15 protein-coding genes and 1 tRNA gene are annotated in these 16,000 nt (G+C 45.5%); 11 read left to right on the forward strand and 5 right to left on the reverse strand.

Annotated elements, in window-relative coordinates:
• Window positions 1–25: 25 nt before the first annotated feature.
• A complete protein-coding gene (locus RBB45_RS25905) occupies window positions 26–1,429 on the reverse strand; it encodes a sigma-54 interaction domain-containing protein (RefSeq protein ID WP_170939581.1) in 1,404 nt (467 codons plus the stop codon).
• A gap of 295 nt (window positions 1,430–1,724) precedes the next feature.
• On the opposite strand from RBB45_RS25905, the gene RBB45_RS25910 reads away from it, so the two are divergent.
• Entirely contained in the window at window positions 1,725–2,915 is a 1,191-nt protein-coding gene (locus RBB45_RS25910; RefSeq protein WP_009795403.1) for an ornithine--oxo-acid transaminase, read from the forward strand.
• Between the two features lie 73 nt (window positions 2,916–2,988).
• Here the strand turns inward: RBB45_RS25910 and RBB45_RS25915 are convergent, their stop codons facing one another.
• Complete coding sequence (locus tag RBB45_RS25915; RefSeq protein ID WP_009795402.1) at window positions 2,989–3,219, reverse strand: DUF378 domain-containing protein; 231 nt, start codon at window positions 3,217–3,219, stop codon at window positions 2,989–2,991.
• A gap of 175 nt (window positions 3,220–3,394) precedes the next feature.
• Between RBB45_RS25915 and RBB45_RS25920 the strand changes: the two genes are divergently transcribed.
• From RBB45_RS25920 to RBB45_RS25935, 4 genes are all read left to right on the forward strand, one after another.
• Complete coding sequence (locus RBB45_RS25920; RefSeq protein ID WP_094769481.1) at window positions 3,395–4,558, forward strand: iron-containing alcohol dehydrogenase; 1,164 nt, start codon at window positions 3,395–3,397, stop codon at window positions 4,556–4,558.
• 191 nt (window positions 4,559–4,749) lie between these two features.
• The gene (locus RBB45_RS25925; RefSeq protein WP_009795399.1) at window positions 4,750–6,099 is read left to right on the forward strand and encodes a glucose-6-phosphate isomerase; all 1,350 of its coding nucleotides are present in this window, start codon (window positions 4,750–4,752) and stop codon (window positions 6,097–6,099) included.
• Complete coding sequence (locus RBB45_RS25930; protein WP_009795398.1) at window positions 6,080–6,253, forward strand: hypothetical protein; 174 nt, start codon at window positions 6,080–6,082, stop codon at window positions 6,251–6,253. The genes RBB45_RS25925 and RBB45_RS25930 overlap by 20 nt, the downstream gene beginning before the upstream one ends.
• Window positions 6,246–6,653, forward strand: a complete 408-nt coding sequence (locus RBB45_RS25935) for a YugN-like family protein (protein WP_009795397.1) — start codon at window positions 6,246–6,248, stop codon at window positions 6,651–6,653. Before RBB45_RS25930 ends, RBB45_RS25935 begins: the two co-directional genes overlap by 8 nt.
• 6 nt (window positions 6,654–6,659) lie before the next feature.
• Here RBB45_RS25935 and RBB45_RS25940 read toward each other — a convergent pair whose 3' ends face one another.
• Together RBB45_RS25940 and RBB45_RS25945 are read right to left on the reverse strand one after the other, a co-directional pair.
• Window positions 6,660–7,646 carry a potassium channel family protein gene (locus RBB45_RS25940; protein ID WP_101549605.1) on the reverse strand — a complete coding sequence of 329 codons (987 nt, stop codon included), beginning with the start codon at window positions 7,644–7,646 and terminating at the stop codon, window positions 6,660–6,662.
• Window positions 7,647–8,061: 415 nt separating this feature from the next.
• Window positions 8,062–8,850, reverse strand: a complete 789-nt coding sequence (locus RBB45_RS25945) for an SDR family oxidoreductase (RefSeq protein WP_101549607.1) — start codon at window positions 8,848–8,850, stop codon at window positions 8,062–8,064.
• Between the two features lie 138 nt (window positions 8,851–8,988).
• Here RBB45_RS25945 and RBB45_RS25950 point away from each other — a divergent pair, with 138 nt between their 5' ends.
• The 3 genes from RBB45_RS25950 (at window position 8,989) to RBB45_RS25960 (ending at window position 12,020) form a co-directional block, all read left to right on the forward strand.
• Window positions 8,989–9,975, forward strand: a complete 987-nt coding sequence (locus RBB45_RS25950) for a Gfo/Idh/MocA family protein (RefSeq protein WP_306010615.1) — start codon at window positions 8,989–8,991, stop codon at window positions 9,973–9,975.
• A gap of 52 nt (window positions 9,976–10,027) precedes the next feature.
• Window positions 10,028–11,113, forward strand: coding sequence for a nitric oxide synthase oxygenase (locus RBB45_RS25955; RefSeq protein WP_165352701.1), 1,086 nt, complete (start codon window positions 10,028–10,030; stop codon window positions 11,111–11,113).
• Between the two features lie 97 nt (window positions 11,114–11,210).
• Window positions 11,211–12,020, forward strand: coding sequence for a YitT family protein (locus RBB45_RS25960; protein ID WP_009795391.1), 810 nt, complete (start codon window positions 11,211–11,213; stop codon window positions 12,018–12,020).
• A 398-nt stretch (window positions 12,021–12,418) separates the two neighbouring features.
• Here RBB45_RS25960 and RBB45_RS25965 read toward each other — a convergent pair.
• Window positions 12,419–12,491 (reverse strand) — tRNA-Ala (locus RBB45_RS25965).
• A 251-nt stretch (window positions 12,492–12,742) separates the two neighbouring features.
• Between RBB45_RS25965 and RBB45_RS25970 the strand changes: the two genes are divergently transcribed.
• From RBB45_RS25970 to RBB45_RS25980, 3 genes are all read left to right on the forward strand, one after another.
• A complete protein-coding gene (locus RBB45_RS25970) occupies window positions 12,743–13,444 on the forward strand; it encodes an MgtC/SapB family protein (protein WP_009795389.1) in 702 nt (233 codons plus the stop codon).
• 154 nt (window positions 13,445–13,598) lie between these two features.
• Window positions 13,599–14,507 carry a DMT family transporter gene (locus RBB45_RS25975; RefSeq protein WP_306010616.1) on the forward strand — a complete coding sequence of 303 codons (909 nt, stop codon included), beginning with the start codon at window positions 13,599–13,601 and terminating at the stop codon, window positions 14,505–14,507.
• A 54-nt stretch (window positions 14,508–14,561) separates the two neighbouring features.
• Window positions 14,562–15,146: a GNAT family N-acetyltransferase gene (locus RBB45_RS25980; RefSeq protein WP_170939583.1), complete on the forward strand. Its 585-nt coding sequence runs from the start codon at window positions 14,562–14,564 to the stop codon at window positions 15,144–15,146.
• The last annotated feature ends 854 nt before the right edge of the window (window positions 15,147–16,000 follow it).

Here is a 16,000-nt window from a genome sequence, read left to right on the forward strand (position 1 = left end):
TTTTGCCCGGCCTTCTCTCGTATAATCAAGCATGATTTCCGGGATGGACTAGGCCGTGTTTTTTAATCCGGTATTGCAGGTTCTGCCTGCTCATGCCAAGAATTTTTGCGGTCCTGGTGATATTGCCGTCCTGTTCGCGCCACACCTTGTTTATATAAGCTTTTTCAGCAGAAGCCACATAGTCAGATAGACTGGGCTGCGGCCCGGCCGGTTCTCCCAAGTTTCTTCCTGGGGAAGAATGAGAGGTCTCGGCTTTTTGCCTGAAATGATGGGGCAGGATTTCCGATGTTATCCTGGCATCATCCTCAGCCATGTTCATGGCCCCTTCAATCACATGCTCAAGCTCGCGGATATTACCCGGCCAATCGTACCGGAGAAACTGCTCTTCTGTCTCTTCATCCAGCCCAGGGACTTCCATGCCGAACCAGTCGTTATATTTCTGGATGAAAAAGGAGGAAAGCAGCAGAATATCCTCTTTCCGCTCCCTAAGCGGGGGGATAAAGAGGGAGACTGCGCTGAGCCTGTAATACAAATCCTTCCGGAGGCGCCCTTCTGCAATGGCATCGACAGGGTCTTCATTAATGGCGGCCACAACCCTTACATCTATCTCCCGATCTTTCGTGTCCCCGATCCTTCTGACTTTTTTCTCCTGCAGTACGCGCAGAAGCTTTGCCTGCAGGGGAGCGGGCATCGAATTGATTTCATCCAGAAGCAATGTCCCTCCTTCTGCCTGTTCAAAAAGTCCCGGACGATCCACCGCTCCTGTGAAGGCGCCTTTTTTTGTGCCAAAAAGGATGCTTTCAACCAGATTTTCCGGGAGGGCTGCGCAGTTTTGGGCAACAAACGGACCTGGTGAGCGCAGACTTCCGCTGTGTATACTCTGGGCGAATAATTCCTTCCCTGTTCCTGTCTCTCCGGCAATCAGGATAGGAGAGGTGGTCCTGACCGCCCTTTTTGCCGCTTCCACGACTTCAAGGATTGCTTTGCTGCTTCCTATGATGCTTTCAAATGTATAGCGGTCACTATTTTTCCTGGATAGGTTTTCTTTTACCAGCCTCTCGATCCGGCTGACATCCTTTGCGATTTCGATGGCTCCTAATGACTTGCCGGCTGCCAGGATGGGAATGGCATGATTAATGGCGGTTATCTCTTTTCCTTTGCTGTTAAAATAAGTCTGTTTGGCGGGCTGTGTCCCTTTCCCGTTCTGCAGCGCCAGCAAAAGTGTGCTGTCTTCCCGGCGGCTGAAGGGGAACACCTCAAGAAGGCTTCGTCCGATCACTGATTCCGGATCCATTCCTTCTATTTCAGCCATCTTGCGGTTATAGATGATGGTCCTGCCTTCATGGTCAATGGCATGGATTCCGGCATCCACATGTTCAAGGATCTGCTCAAGGATGATTTCTGTTAAATGGTGCTGTTCATTCTTCATATTGTTTGCAGCTCCCTTGTATTGTCTTTTTTTATTGTAAGGCTTTCCTGTCTTATGGAGCAAATAATTTTTGCGTTATTTACTTTCAATTGGATTACAGAGCAAAGGAATTTTGCTTTTGAGATAGGAAGGCCAGGATCTTTCCTTTATTGGAAGCTGGCATATAACTTGCATATACAATAAGTGATTTCAGATAGGTTTTTTCAGAAGAATCAGGCATCTTTTCTTTAAAGGGCGGGCTATTAACGTTACAATGAAAAAGACAATTTCTAAGTGTGAATGGAGGAAACATTATATGGCAAACAGCAGCCAGTTAATTCAGCAGACAGAAAAGTTTGGGGCAAATAATTATCATCCTCTTCCGATCGTCATCTCAGAAGCTGAGGGAGTCTGGGTGAAAAATCCTGAAGGTGAGCGGTATATGGATATGCTCAGCGCCTACTCGGCAGTCAATCAGGGTCACCGCCACCCTAAGATCATACAGGCTTTGAAGGATCAGGCCGACAGGGTCACCCTGACTTCCCGCGCTTTCCATAACGATCAGCTGGGTCCATGGTATGAAAAGGTCAGCAGGCTGACAGGCAAGGAAATGGTACTGCCGATGAACACCGGCGCCGAAGCGGTCGAAACAGCTGTGAAGGCGGCGCGCCGCTGGGCATATGACCGTAAAGGGGTGGCCGGGGACCAGGCAGAAATCATTGCCTGTATCGGGAACTTCCACGGCAGGACGATGACAGCCGTCTCTCTATCTTCTGAAGAAGAGTATAAGAGGGGCTTTGGTCCGATGCTGCCTGGCATCAAGCTTATTCCATATGGGGATCTGGAAGCATTGAAGAATGCTATCACTGAACGGACAGCAGCCTTCCTGATTGAACCCATCCAAGGGGAAGCCGGGATCGTCATCCCTGAAGACGGTTTCCTGAAGCAGGCTTCCGATCTGTGCCGCGCAAACAATGTTCTGTTCATCGCGGATGAAATCCAGGCTGGCCTGGCCCGTTCAGGTAAAATGTTCGCCTGTGAATGGGAGGGTGTTGAGCCGGATATGTATATTCTCGGCAAGGCGCTTGGAGGCGGTGTATTCCCGATTTCATGTGTGGCTGCCGATGAGGATGTTCTTGGCGTGTTCAATCCTGGCTCGCATGGTTCAACCTTTGGAGGCAATCCGATGGCCTGTGCAGTGTCAGTAGCCGCGCTGGATGTTCTGGTAGATGAAAATCTGGCGGAAAGATCCCGGAAGCTCGGGGATTATTTTATGTCCAAGCTTAAAGAAATCGAGAACCCGGTCATTAAAGAAGTGAGGGGCAGGGGCCTGTTTATCGGTGTAGAGCTGACGGAGCCTGCACGCAAATATTGCGAAGCCTTGAAAGAAGAGGGGCTGCTCTGCAAAGAGACACATGATACGGTCATCCGTTTTGCGCCGCCGCTGGTAATCAGTGAAGAAGATCTTGATTGGGCAATTGAAAAAATCAAAAAAGTATTGAGCTAAAAACACAAAAACTCCCCCGGCAGCCGGGGGAGTTTTTCCATTAGAATCCTCAATGTATCCGGCGCCAGCCGAATTATGAACGATTTGTTTCAGGAGCACGTTCTACTTCTTCGCTTGGCTTGAATAAAAGGCCGAGGTTGATAAGACCTGCGATACCTACTAGTCCATACACAATGCGGGCAAGAGCAGAGTCTTGTCCGCCGAAAATTGCTGCAACAAGATCAAATTGGAAGAAGCCGACTAAACCCCAGTTGATAGCACCAATGATCGTTAAAACCAGTGCAATGCGTTGAATGGCACTCATGTTGTTTCCTCCTTTTGTTATTCTTTCTTTACTAATGTGATACAGTCATCCAGTAATTATTCATGCTCTAATGACTTTGTTTTTAGTGTTCCCAAGCTCTATATCAAAAAACGTACTTTTTGCATTACTAGGGCAAATAACAGATAATAATAACGAAGAAAAGGAGGATGCTTTCATGCAAAACTTTACATTTTCAAATCCGACGAAATTGATCTTCGGCAAAGATACGCTGAAGGAGCTGCAAAATGAGATTCCCCAATATGGAAAGAACGTACTGCTGGTATATGGGGGAGGGAGCATTAAACGAAGCGGCCTTTATGATAAAGTATTGGCTGAGCTGAAGGATATCGGTGCAGAAGTGTCCGAGCTTTCGGGAGTTGAACCGAATCCAAGGCTTTCAACGGTCCATAAAGGAGTGGAAATCTGCAAGGAAAAAGGCATTGATTTCATCCTTGCTGTCGGCGGCGGAAGTGTGATCGACTGCACAAAGGCAATCGCGGCAGGGGCCAAATATGATGGAGATGCCTGGGATCTTGTCACTAAAAAGGCCTTCGCAAGTGAGGCGCTTCCTTTTGGGACTGTACTGACCCTTGCGGCAACCGGTTCAGAAATGAACGCTGGTTCTGTAATCACTAACTGGGAAACAAATGAAAAATATGGATGGGGAAGCCCTGTCACTTTTCCTAAGTTCTCTATTCTGGATCCGGTCAACACATTCACAGTTCCAAGAGACCAGACGATTTACGGCATTGTGGACATGATGTCACATGTGTTTGAGCATTATTTTCATCTGGAAGAAAACACATTGCTGCAGGACCGCATGTGTGAAGGACTCCTGCTAACAGTAATGGAAACTGCGCCTAAGCTCCTCGAAGATCTCGAGAATTATGAACACAGAGCAACCATCCTCTACAACGGAACAATGGCTCTCAATGGCATGCTGTCAATGGGCTACCGGGGAGACTGGGCAACCCATAATATAGAGCACGCGGTTTCAGCTGTTTATGATATCCCGCATGGCGGAGGCCTTGCCATCTTGTTCCCGAACTGGATGAAGCATAACTTGAGCGTGAAGCCTTCCAGATTCAAGCAGCTGGCAGTCCGTGTCTTCGGCGTAGATCCTGAAGGAAAGACAGATGAAGAAGCAGGGCTTGAAGGCATTGAAAAGCTGAGGGAATTCTGGAACAGCATCGGTGCTCCATCACGCCTGGCAGATTATGATATAGATGAAAGCGGCGTTGAAACGATGGCTGACAAAGCTATGGCCAACGGCGAGTTCGGAAACTTCAAAAAACTGAACCGAGAAGATGTCGTGAGTATCTATAAAGCCTCTTTATAAAATTCAAACCTGGTGCCTGGCACCGGGTTTTATTTTAGCTGAAAAACATCAGTTCCTGCTCCACTTTTTCCAGTTGGTTCCTGTGTAAAAAAAAACCGAAATTGGACACGCTTACATTATGACTAGTTTCTTGATTACTGTCACACCTTTCGTTAAAGTGAAAGAGAATAAAAATAATTGGAGGATCATTCATGACACATGTTCGTTTTGATTACTCAAAAGCACTAAGTTTCTTTGGTGAACACGAGATTACATATTTAAGGGATGCCGTTAAGGTTGCCCACCATTCCCTGCATGAAAAAACCGGGGCAGGGAGCGACTATCTTGGCTGGATCGATCTGCCTGCTGACTATGATAAAGAAGAATTTGCCCGCATCCAGAAAGCGGCTGAAAAAATCAAGAGCGACTCTGATGTGCTGCTCGTCATAGGCATCGGAGGCTCATATCTGGGTGCCCGTGCAGCCATAGAAATGCTGCAGCACAGCTTTTATAATGAACTTCCAAAGGAAAAGCGGACCACTCCGCAGGTGCTCTTCGTTGGAAATAATATCAGTTCAACTTACATGAAGGACGTTATGGACCTGCTCGATGGAAAAGACTTTTCAGTCAATGTTATTTCCAAGTCAGGAACGACGACAGAGCCGGCGATTGCCTTCCGTATTTTCCGCAGTCTGCTTGAAGAAAAGTATGGAAAAGAAGAAGCGCGCAAACGCATCTATGCTACAACAGATAAAGCGAGAGGCGCACTCAAAACATTGGCTAACGAAGAAGGCTATGAATCCTTCATCATCCCTGATGATGTCGGCGGCCGCTATTCAGTACTAACAGCAGTCGGCCTTCTGCCGATTGCGGCAAGCGGGGCGGATATCCAGGCTATGATGGAAGGCGCTGCAAAGGCCCGTGAGGAATACAGCAGCTCTGAAGTCGAAGAGAATGCTGCCTACCAGTATGCAGCTGTCCGCAATGCGCTTTACAATAAAGGAAAGACTATTGAAATGCTGATTAACTATGAGCCGGGGCTTCAGTATTTTGCGGAATGGTGGAAGCAGCTGTTTGGCGAGAGTGAAGGGAAAGACCAGAAAGGGATCTTCCCGGCATCAGCTAACTTCTCTACAGATCTGCATTCCCTTGGACAGTACGTGCAGGAAGGGCGCAGAGATATCTTTGAAACGATCATCAAGGTGGAAAAACCGCGCCACGAGCTGACAATTGAAGAAGCTGACAGCGATCTGGACGGCCTGAACTACCTTGCCGGCAAGACCGTAGACTTTGTTAACAACAAAGCCTTTGAAGGAACAATGCTTGCTCACACAGATGGCGGGGTTCCCAACCTGATCGTTACCATTCCTGAAATGGATGCCTATACATTCGGATATCTCGCTTACTTCTTTGAAAAGGCGTGCGCTATGAGCGGTTACCTTCTGGGGGTCAATCCTTTTGACCAGCCTGGAGTAGAGGCTTATAAAGTCAATATGTTCGCGCTGCTTGGAAAGCCGGGCTTCGAGGAGAAAAAAGCAGAGCTTGAAAAAAGGCTTAAATAGAGACAAAAACGAGAGTGCTGAAAATGTTCAGCACTCTTTTTTATTTTATTCACTGGCTGACTTCCTCAATAAGCCCTTCCTGCGAGAAAATATGATAGATAAAACCAGACCGGGGATACTAAAAAAAAGAAAAGAGGTGCTGGAAAATGATTGAATTACCATCCCGGGTGGAAGGGAAACACTTTGATCTGTATAAGCTTGAGCAGCTGCTTAAGCCGGCTGGCTATACGGTTGGAGGCGGCTGGGAGTATGACCATGGTGCTTTTGATTATAAAATAGACGATGAAGTGGGCTATCAATTCCTGCGCGTACCTTTCAGATCAATTGATGGCCAGCTTGATTCAAGAGGATGCACTGTGGAAATTGAGCGGCCATTCCTTCTCTCCCATAAATATCAGCGCGGGCTGGATGATCATGCTTATACATGGAACCATACCGCTTCTTTTAACCAATTCTCAGAGCCGGTGGACAAAGACGCCAGTTTCCCGGACAAATACGTGGATATCGGCCGCTCGCTTGTCCAGGAGCTGGAGTCGCTTTTGCTGGACGGCTGAACTAAATCAGGCAATGACGATCAGCTCGTCATCTGAATCAATGCTGAAAGGGTGGGGAGGATTCACAAAAGTTTCCTCTCCTCTTTTTATACCAAAAAGAAGCATGCCATCCTTCAGCAGCAGCGCACTTAAATCAGTAAAGGTCACTTCGTATTCAAATTCCTTGGCCGGCATGAGCCTCAGTCTTCTGCCGTTCAGGTGACCAAGCAGATCCAGGAAAGAAGTGACCATTTCCTGTGCTGAAATGCTGTGGATCATAACGGAGCTGGTCAGGATATTCGTCTGGATGATTTCATCCGCTCCTGCCCTTCTTGCGTTCGCAACCTGTTCAGATGTGAGGATTTCGACAATGCATGGAACGCCGGGATTCAATCCTTTTACGGCAAGGAGCGACAGAATTGAATTCATATCGGCCTGAAGTTCATCCCTGTTCTGGTCGGCTGTAATGATTACTTTGTTTGCTTTCCGGATATTTGCTTTCAGGAGCACCTGATCCTGATTTGACCGTCCCTGTATGAAATGAACTTCCCCCGGGGATGGATTGGATCGGAGCGTCTCATCAATAAGTGCAATAGAAACCCCTTTATGCTCCTCCGCCAATGCCGTGATAAGTTCTCTTGAACGTTCATTCCAGCCGATAATGATTAGATGTTGTTCTCCTTTAAAATTCACTTTGCCCTCCAAATAATCATTTTGTCTTGTTACAGCAGCTGCAGCCAGAGTTACAAAATAGGTTGATAAAAAGCCTGCTCCGGTAAGAATTAAAATAATGCCAGTTACTTTCCCTGGTATGGTATGCGGCACATAATCCCCATAACCCACTGTGGAAGCTGTGATGACTGCCCACCATACCCCGTCAAACACCGTAGGAAAATTATGCGGCTCCAGGATGGAAATAATAAACCCGAAAGTCAGAATCACCATTAGTGCAATGAGAAGTATCCGTATAGCGAGCGGGAGCCTTATGAAGCTGGAATAAATGAAATGCGGCATGCTGTTCACTCCTTCTAAATGCAGACACCTACCAGTATGAACAAAGTCCCTTTTTCCAAAACATAATAAAAGGAATAGAACTTATACTCTCAATTGTATTTACCAATGATTCTCTCTGTTATAAACCCACATGCATATAGAAAAATATTTTATTGCGGGCAAGGAATTACAGAAGAAATGGAGAAATAAATAGGGTGCTGGGATTCTCAGGGAAAGGGGAAATGGAGGATTATACATATCAGATATGCGGAGCTTATGCTTTATTTTCGCACAAACCTTAAAAGGGAGCTTACTTTAAAAGAAAAAATCTTTTTACAGGAGATATCCCGGAAAGAGGTTGAAAAAAAGAAGTCATATTACATATAGCAGAAGAGAGCCCGGCAGCAGCCGGGCTTTTATTTCATTAAGCACATTGTCACAGGAGTGATTCGGCTCCGTCAATATATACCTCCGTGCCGGTAATATGGCTGGACAAATCGGATGCAAGGAAATGGACCAGGTCGGCAACCTGTTCGGCAGATCCGGGATGGTCCTCGAGGGGCATGCTTCCCTCCGGAAATTCAACTGGTATTTTTACTTTTTTCAGATTTTCTTCTTCTGGAAAAGTATTTTCGCCTATATTCGTCCTGATGGCTCCCGGGCAAATCAAGTTGACGCGTATGCGGTATCCTGCCAATTCAAGGGCAGCCATTTTTCCAAAGCTGACCTGCCCCCCTTTGGAGGTGCTGTATGCTGACATCCCAAAATTGCGGAAGGTTCTGTTGCCGTTGATAGAGCTGGTGATGATGATGCTCCCGCCCTCTTCCTTGAGAAGGGGCACCGCATATTTCACTGTCAGGAAGGTTCCTTTCAGGTTTGTTGAAATGGTCGTATCCCATTCTTCAGGAGTCAGATCTTCAATAGGGGCAACAACACCATTTATTCCTGCATTCGCAAAAACTATATCAAGGCGTCCCCATTTACTGGATACCTTCTGGAAAGCCTCCTCCACCTGCAATGGAACAGAAACATCTGTTTCAATGATCATGGCTTCTCCGCCTGCTGACTCTATTTGATCTTTGACTTCTTTTGCAAACTCTTCCTTAACATCGACAAGAGCAATTTTAGCCCCTTCTTCAGCAAGCCTGATGCTGGCAGCCTTTCCGATTCCAGAGCTTGCCCCGGTGATTAAAGCGACCTTCCCATTCAGCGCTGATCGGCCCATCCGTACATGACCTCCTTTTTCCAGTCATTTTCCCCCAGTCTGCTGGATTAGAAACCACAAATTGCAGCTGCTGGCGAAATAAGCAGAAAAAATGTATCCTTGTTGGAGAGAATAAAAAGCATTCATGGAGGTGCCGTAATGGTTCGTTTCGGTGTAGTTGGAACAAATTGGATAACAGAGAGATTCCTTGATGCAGCAGATAAAGTGCAGGGTTTTGCGCTTACGGCTGTTTATTCACGGACAGAAGAAAAAGCAAGGGAATTTGCAGATAAATATGGTGTGAAACATACATATACGTCCTTAGAGGAAATGGCGGCAAGCAGTGAGATTGACGCTGTCTACATTGCCAGCCCCAATTCACTTCATGCGGAACAATCAATTCTGATGATGGAACATGGAAAGCATGTGCTCTGCGAAAAACCTGCAGCCAGCAATGCGGCTGAATTAAAGCTCATGATTGAAGCGTCACAGAGGAATAAGGTGGTACTGATGGAGGCGCTGAAATCCACTTTGATGCCGAACTTTAAAGCCGTCCGGGAGAATTTAGGAAAAATCGGACCGGTCAGAAGGTATTTTGCATCATATTGCCAATATTCCTCGCGATATGACGCATACAAGGAAGGGAGGATCCTGAATGCCTTCAAACCTGAGTTTTCCAACGGTGCATTGATGGATATAGGCATTTACTGCATCTATCCGCTGGTGGTCCTATTCGGCAAGCCGGATGAGGTGAAGGCGCAGGGGGTTATGCTTGATTCAGGAGTTGATGGGGAAGGAAGCATGGTATTGAAGTATAAAGAAATGGATGCTGTCATCATGTATTCAAAAATCACTGACTCCCAGCTTCCTGCAGAAATTCAGGGAGAGAACGGAAATATTGTAATCGATAAAATCCATACGCCGGAAAAGGCTGAAATCCGCTATCGCGGCGGCAGTTCAGAATCAATTACAAGAGAGCAGAAGGAAGCCTCGATGTACTATGAAGCAGAAGAATTCGTCGGGCTTGTCAAAAGCGGAAAGCTGGAATCGGCAACGAACACATTGTCCAACTCCCTTGCTGTCATAGAAATTCTTGATTCTGTGAGAAGCCAGCTTGGCATCGTCTACCCTGCAGACAAGAACTGAATGGAAATGGCCATTGCATCAGGATCACTATACGATACAGGGGGGCAAATTTTTGGCAAAGGAACTGAGGAAGGAAGCAGAGAACTTTATTGCTTTATGCCATAGAGAGCTGAATAAAAGCAGCAGCGAAACAGAACAGCGCCTCATTGAAATCCTTGAGGAGATAGATCGTACAGGCAGTTATCATCACACCTATGAAGAGCTTGAGTATGGTGCAAAAACGGCCTGGAGGAACAGCAACCGATGCATCGGCAGGCTCTTTTGGGACAGCCTTAAAGTGTTCGATGAAAGGGAGCTTGAGACTGAAGACGAAATTGGCCAAGCTTTGATGAGGCATATCAGCTATGCTACGAACGGCGGCAAGGTAAGGTCCGCCATCACTGTATTCCGTCAGGAGGAAAAAAACAAAAGAGTAAGGATTCTTAACCACCAGCTGATCAGGTATGCCGGCTATGATACCGGTGATAAGATTATAGGCGACCCAGCCTCCGTCAAACTGACGAACTTGTGCCGTGAATTGGGATGGGAAGGGAAATACGGGCAGTTTGACCCACTGCCTCTTCTTGTCCAGATAGATGGGCGGAAGCCGGCGCTATTTGATGTATCTGCTGAAGATATTCTTGAAGTGCCGCTTGAGCATCCTGAGTTTGAGTGGTTCAGCGATCTGCAATTAAAGTGGTATGCTGTTCCGTTCATATCGGATATGTGCCTTGAAATCGGCGGAATCCGGTATACGGCTGCACCCTTTAATGGCTGGTATATGGGGACAGAAATCGGCGCCCGGAATCTTGCAGACGATTTCAGGTATAATCTGGTCCCGGAAATAGCGGACAGGATGGGGCTTGATACTAAGAGAAACGCCTCCTTGTGGAAGGACCGTGCGCTGGTTGAGCTGAATACAGCTGTTCTTCATTCCTATAAAAAGAAGGGGGTCAGCATTGTTGACCACCATACAGCCGCACAGCAGTTCAGGCTGTTTGAAGAAAAAGAATCAGCATGCGGCAGGCCGGTAACTGGTGAATGGACCTGGCTGATTCCGCCCATTTCTCCGGCAGCTACACATATTTTTCACAGCAGCTATAAAAATGAAATCAAAACGCCAAATTTCTTTTACCAGAAAACTGATTTCCAGTTATAGTTATTTATTCTGAAAACACTATTTTTTAGGGATTCCTTTATTTCTCTACTATAATAAATTAAATTATTATTGTTGTGGAAATAAAGGGGGATGCCATATGAAAAATTTACTGATCATTATTCTGGGTTCTGCGATTGTAGGCTTTGCTTATAATCTATTCCTGATCCCCCATGAAATCCTGAGCAGCGGTCTGAGCGGGGTGGCAATCATGCTCGGCATCATTACACCCTTCAATACTGGCCTCCTCAACTTTCTGTTGAATCTGCCTTTGCTGATCCTTGGTGTCATTAAGCTTGGGAAACGGTTTATTTTCTATACAATCGTTTCTGTGCTGACGCTTTCCGTCAGTCTTTACTTAATACCAGTCAACGCAATCTCTTCTGAGCCTATATTGTCATCCGTGTTCGGCGGGGTATTGACGGGTGCGGGAATCGGGCTTGTGTTCAAGGCTTCAGGCTCCTCAGGGGGATTTGATATCATTGCTATGCTTTTGACGAGGAAAAAAGATTTCCCGCTTGGCGCCATTCTTTCATTGATGAATGCAATCGTGGTTTTGGCTTCAGGCTTCATCTTCAGCTGGGATGCTGCATTGAATACAATGGTAGCCATCTATGCCACAGGCAAGGTGGTTGATACTATTCATACGAAGCATATTAAGCTGACAGTGATGATCGTAACAGCCAAAGGCGAAGAAATGAAAGCAAAGCTTCTCTCAAGCATCTACAGGGGAATTACGGTTATAAATGGAGAGGGCGGCTATACAGGGGAAGGCAGGAAGATCCTCATGACAGTCATAACCCGCTATCAGCTGACTGAGGTCAAGAGCATGATTGATGAGGTTGATCCGCAGGCCTTTGTCAATATTACAGAAACGACCGAAGTTCTGGGCTCTTTCCATAGAACCTGAGGATTTGTACAAAAATAAAGACCCTTGGCCAATTGCTGCAATTGGTCAAGGGTCATGTTTTATCTGCTGTATTTAAATATTCGGCCATCCTCATTTGTCCTTTAGTAAATCTTCCTCTGTAAAATCCGCCTCTTTCACTGCAAAGTAATTCAAGCCTGCTGCGGCAGTAAAGGCTGCTGCCAAAATAGCAATCGTTGAGATCATGCTAATCTCTCCCATCATTTTTATTGTGTTATGGGCATTATTCCCGTTTTGCAGTGCCTTAAACACGTTAATGGTCATGGTATATTTTGCCTGCATAACATAATGGAATGAAAATTAGTATTTCAAAAACTATATTTATTATGCTGATAAAACAAAAAAACCAAAATCCTCTTGGATTTTGGTTTTTGAATGTATGGAGCATAGCGGGCTCGAACCGCTGACCTCTACGCTGCCAGCGTAGCGCTCTCCCAGCTGAGCTAATGCCCCGTGTTCGGTACAAGAAAAATTATATCCGTATTTGATCAAATATGCAAGAGGAAATTCTAATTTTTCTTTTTAAAAATAAAATCTTAAGTTTTCTGCCAGTGAACCTAAAAGTATACCATAATATTAGAGAGCAAGGCCGCATAAAGTAGGAAAAGAAAAGTATGCGTACCGCTATTTTTATTCAAAAATTAGTTTATTCAACTATCTATATTGGAATATTTATATAGATAGTAATTGAAGAGGGGATACATATGGAAGAAATGTTCTATTTGGTGATAAAGAATGATGTCATTATGAAGCTGGGGTTCGCAGCCTTAGCGGGTCTTGTCATCGGTTTAGAGAGGGAGCTGAAAGGGAAGCCGCTTGGGCTTAAGACCTGCCTGATTGTTTCGGTGATGGCATGCCTGCTGACCATCGTGTCTTACGAATCAGCTTTCCTGTATTCAAAGGAATATTCAAGGCCGATGGACCCGGGGCGGATTCCTTCTTATGTAATAAGCGGAATAGGATTCCTTGGAGCGGGCGTGATTCTGCGCAGGGGCAACGAAGCTATTTCCGGGCTGACAACAGCCGCTCTTGTGCTGGCTTCAGCGGGAATTGGCATTACCATTGGTGCAGGGTTCTATATAGAAGCGCTGCTGGGAGTCATTTTTATCATTATTGGAGTTAAAATCATTCCTGCTTTATTTGAACGGATAGGACCAAAAAAACTGAAGGAAAAGGAAATCAGGGTAAAGCTGTATATTGAGAAATGTACGGACCTGACAACCCTGATGAAGGAAATAAAAAGCAAGAAATTAGGAATCAAGCGGGTCCGTGTCAAAGAGGAAGCAGATGATATATTGATCAATTGTGTGATAACTACAACGAGGAGCATGTATACGACCGATGTTTACTATACGATGAAATCGTTGATAGGTGTGATTGCTGCAGAGGTTGAGAGCGGGGAATAGAACAAAGAAGTGCCTGCCCCATCTTGGGCTGGGCGCTTTATTATTTAGATTTGAAACTTGCAAGCGAAAAAAGATGGCCATGTAAAAACCGGTAAGTGTAATATTATAGCTAAACTGGAGTTTTCTTAGAAGGAGATGCAATGACTTGCCCAAGATGAACCCTTATGCAGCATTGGCGATTGGTGTGGTGTCTGTTTCCACATCTGCCATTCTGGTTAAGTTCTCAGCTGCACCATCAGGAGTGATAGCTTTTTATCGTTTATTCTTTTCTGTTTTGCTGATGCTGCCTCTCGTATTATTTAAATATGGGCCAGAGCTCAAACAGATTGGCCGGCGGGATTGGATGTATTCGGCCGTAGCCGGGATATTCCTTGCCTTTCATTTTATCCTCTGGTTTGAATCTCTCCGCTATACTTCAGTGGCAAGCTCAACTGTCCTTGTTACCTTGCAGCCGCTGTTCGCTTTTGCCGGGACCTACTTATTTTTCAAAGAAAGGTTTACTGTGAAAGCAATATTGAGCGGAGTGATAGCTATTGGAGGAAGTGTACTTATCAGCTGGGGGGACTTCAGGGTCAGCGGAACTGCATTGTTTGGAGATCTTTTGGCCCTTGCTGCCTGTGCACTGGTTACAGCTTACCTGATGTTTGGGCAGACAGTGCGAAAAAGGCTGTCTCTTATTACTTATACATTCACCGTGTACAGTATAAGTGCCTTAACCCTTTTGATCTACGTAATCGCTGTTGGTGAGCCTCTTGGGCCTTACCCCGCAAGCGACTGGGTCTACTTTATTCTCCTTGCGGTTATTCCCACCCTGCTCGGCCATACGCTTTTCAATTGGTCCCTGAAATGGCTCAGCACCTCCACGATTTCTATGGCTATCCTCTTTGAGCCGGTGGGTGCTGCTGTCCTGGCATATTTTTTGCTCGGGGAGTTAGTGGCCTGGTATCAGGCTGCTGGAGGAATGATTGTCATCGGGGGGATCATGCTGTTCCTTGCAGATGGCAGAATGATGAAGAGGAAAGCAAAGAAGGCAGAAGCAAGCGGAAATCACCCAAGCCATTAGGTAATGAAGCTTTTATTGTATATGCTGAGTGTTATTGAGAGGAGGGTGATTGGTATGGCAGGGATTGATGCGGCCTTTGCTTCAGAATTCCCCATTATAGAGACTGAAAGGCTTCTGCTCAGGAAGCCTGAGGCGGATGATATTCCCAAGCTGTACAGCATATTTTCTGATCCTGAAGCAACCAGGTTTTATGATGTAGAGCCCTTTAGGTCCGTCAGTGAAGCAGAAGATCTTCTCGAAAGTCTTTTGTGGAGATACAGTATGGAGATGCAGATCAGGTGGGCTATCTGCTGGAAAGAAGACAAAACCCTCCAGGGAACCTGCGGATTCCATTCAGTTGAAAAGCTTCATAATAAGGCGGAAATCGGTTATGAGCTCCACCCGGACACCTGGGGCAAAGGCGTTATGTCAGAAGCCTTGGATGCGATTATCCGCTATGGCTTCATCTGCATGGACCTGAACAGGATAGAGGCGGTCTACCTTCCGGAGAACGCTGCCTCAAAAAAGCTTCTTGAAAAAAAGGGTTTTAAAATAGAAGGAATACTAAGGAAGCGGTTTGTTCACAGAGGAATATACAAAGATGCTGTCATTTCTGCGCTGCTGCAGGAGGAGTACACTAGAGACAGATTTGAGAAATAAAACTTAAAGAATGAGGAGAAGCAGATACAGGCTGTGATGCCTTTATCCTCCGTTCATCCTGCTCGTACGCCCCTTCTTGCTTTTTAGAGCAAAGGTAAGGGGAATTCATGCAAAGCTGAAAAGTGGCCATCCTCAGCAGGATGGCCACTTTTAATTGGTATTAAATAAAAGCAAAAGTAAGCCCGGAGAAAATAAAACCGGATACCGTGGTGAAAATAAAAGTGCCTCCGTAGACTTTTTCTTCCGAGTCTGCAATTTTAATTCCTTCGAAATAGGAAAATGCCAACAAGAATACAGCCATGATAAATGATAAGTAGAGTGCGGCGGTTTGAAGCATAAATCTCACCTTTCGAATATGTTAATATATTATATGGACTGGCTTTGAATGTATGACCCATTCATATAAGTTTCTTTTTTTTTCGTGTTGATTGCAGGAATACGGGGCGACAGCTGAGGCATTTTTAAGAAGCCCAGCCTGATTGAGATAGGGGAACACATCAGAGCAGTGTTTCAACCATTCCTTAATCTGAAAAATTAACGGACAAAAAATGAAATTAAATTAAAAAATTATATTGCAATTGTAATTTCACCATGATATATTATTACTTGTCCTCACGAGGAAGAAACGAAAACATCCAATTCAAGTTTTGATAAACAAAAAAAGATGTTGACTTCTTCGATTGAAGATGTTATATTGATAAAGTCGCTTCTGAGCGACGGAGATTGTCCTTTGAAAACTGAACGAACAAAAACGTCAACGTTAATCTTATTTTTTTTTCAGAGCTAAATCTTACTCTTATATGGAGAGTTTGATCCTGGCTCAGGACGAACGCTGGCGGCGTGCCTAATACATG

The organism is Bacillus sp. MMSF_3328 (assembly GCF_030733525.1).
GTDB lineage: Bacteria > Bacillota > Bacilli > Bacillales > Cytobacillaceae > Bacillus_AB > Bacillus_AB infantis.

What these genes read in the sequence shown, in the direction of transcription:
- RBB45_RS25935 (WP_009795397.1), top strand. Translation starts at nt 6,246, where the DNA reads ATGATTGAATTACCATCCCGGGTGGAAGGGAAACACTTTGATCTGTAT.
- RBB45_RS25915 (WP_009795402.1), bottom strand. Translation starts at nt 3,219, where the DNA reads ATGAGTGCCATTCAACGCATTGCACTGGTTTTAACGATCATTGGTGCT.
- RBB45_RS25920 (WP_094769481.1), top strand. Translation starts at nt 3,395, where the DNA reads ATGCAAAACTTTACATTTTCAAATCCGACGAAATTGATCTTCGGCAAA.
- RBB45_RS25925 (WP_009795399.1), top strand. Translation starts at nt 4,750, where the DNA reads ATGACACATGTTCGTTTTGATTACTCAAAAGCACTAAGTTTCTTTGGT.
- RBB45_RS25905 (WP_170939581.1), bottom strand. Translation starts at nt 1,429, where the DNA reads ATGAAGAATGAACAGCACCATTTAACAGAAATCATCCTTGAGCAGATC.
- RBB45_RS25945 (WP_101549607.1), bottom strand. Translation starts at nt 8,850, where the DNA reads ATGGGCCGATCAGCGCTGAATGGGAAGGTCGCTTTAATCACCGGGGCA.
- RBB45_RS25970 (WP_009795389.1), top strand. Translation starts at nt 12,743, where the DNA reads ATGGAAGAAATGTTCTATTTGGTGATAAAGAATGATGTCATTATGAAG.
- RBB45_RS25960 (WP_009795391.1), top strand. Translation starts at nt 11,211, where the DNA reads ATGAAAAATTTACTGATCATTATTCTGGGTTCTGCGATTGTAGGCTTT.
- RBB45_RS25940 (WP_101549605.1), bottom strand. Translation starts at nt 7,646, where the DNA reads ATGCCGCATTTCATTTATTCCAGCTTCATAAGGCTCCCGCTCGCTATA.
- RBB45_RS25910 (WP_009795403.1), top strand. Translation starts at nt 1,725, where the DNA reads ATGGCAAACAGCAGCCAGTTAATTCAGCAGACAGAAAAGTTTGGGGCA.
- RBB45_RS25980 (WP_170939583.1), top strand. Translation starts at nt 14,562, where the DNA reads ATGGCAGGGATTGATGCGGCCTTTGCTTCAGAATTCCCCATTATAGAG.
- RBB45_RS25975 (WP_306010616.1), top strand. Translation starts at nt 13,599, where the DNA reads ATGAACCCTTATGCAGCATTGGCGATTGGTGTGGTGTCTGTTTCCACA.
- RBB45_RS25950 (WP_306010615.1), top strand. Translation starts at nt 8,989, where the DNA reads ATGGTTCGTTTCGGTGTAGTTGGAACAAATTGGATAACAGAGAGATTC.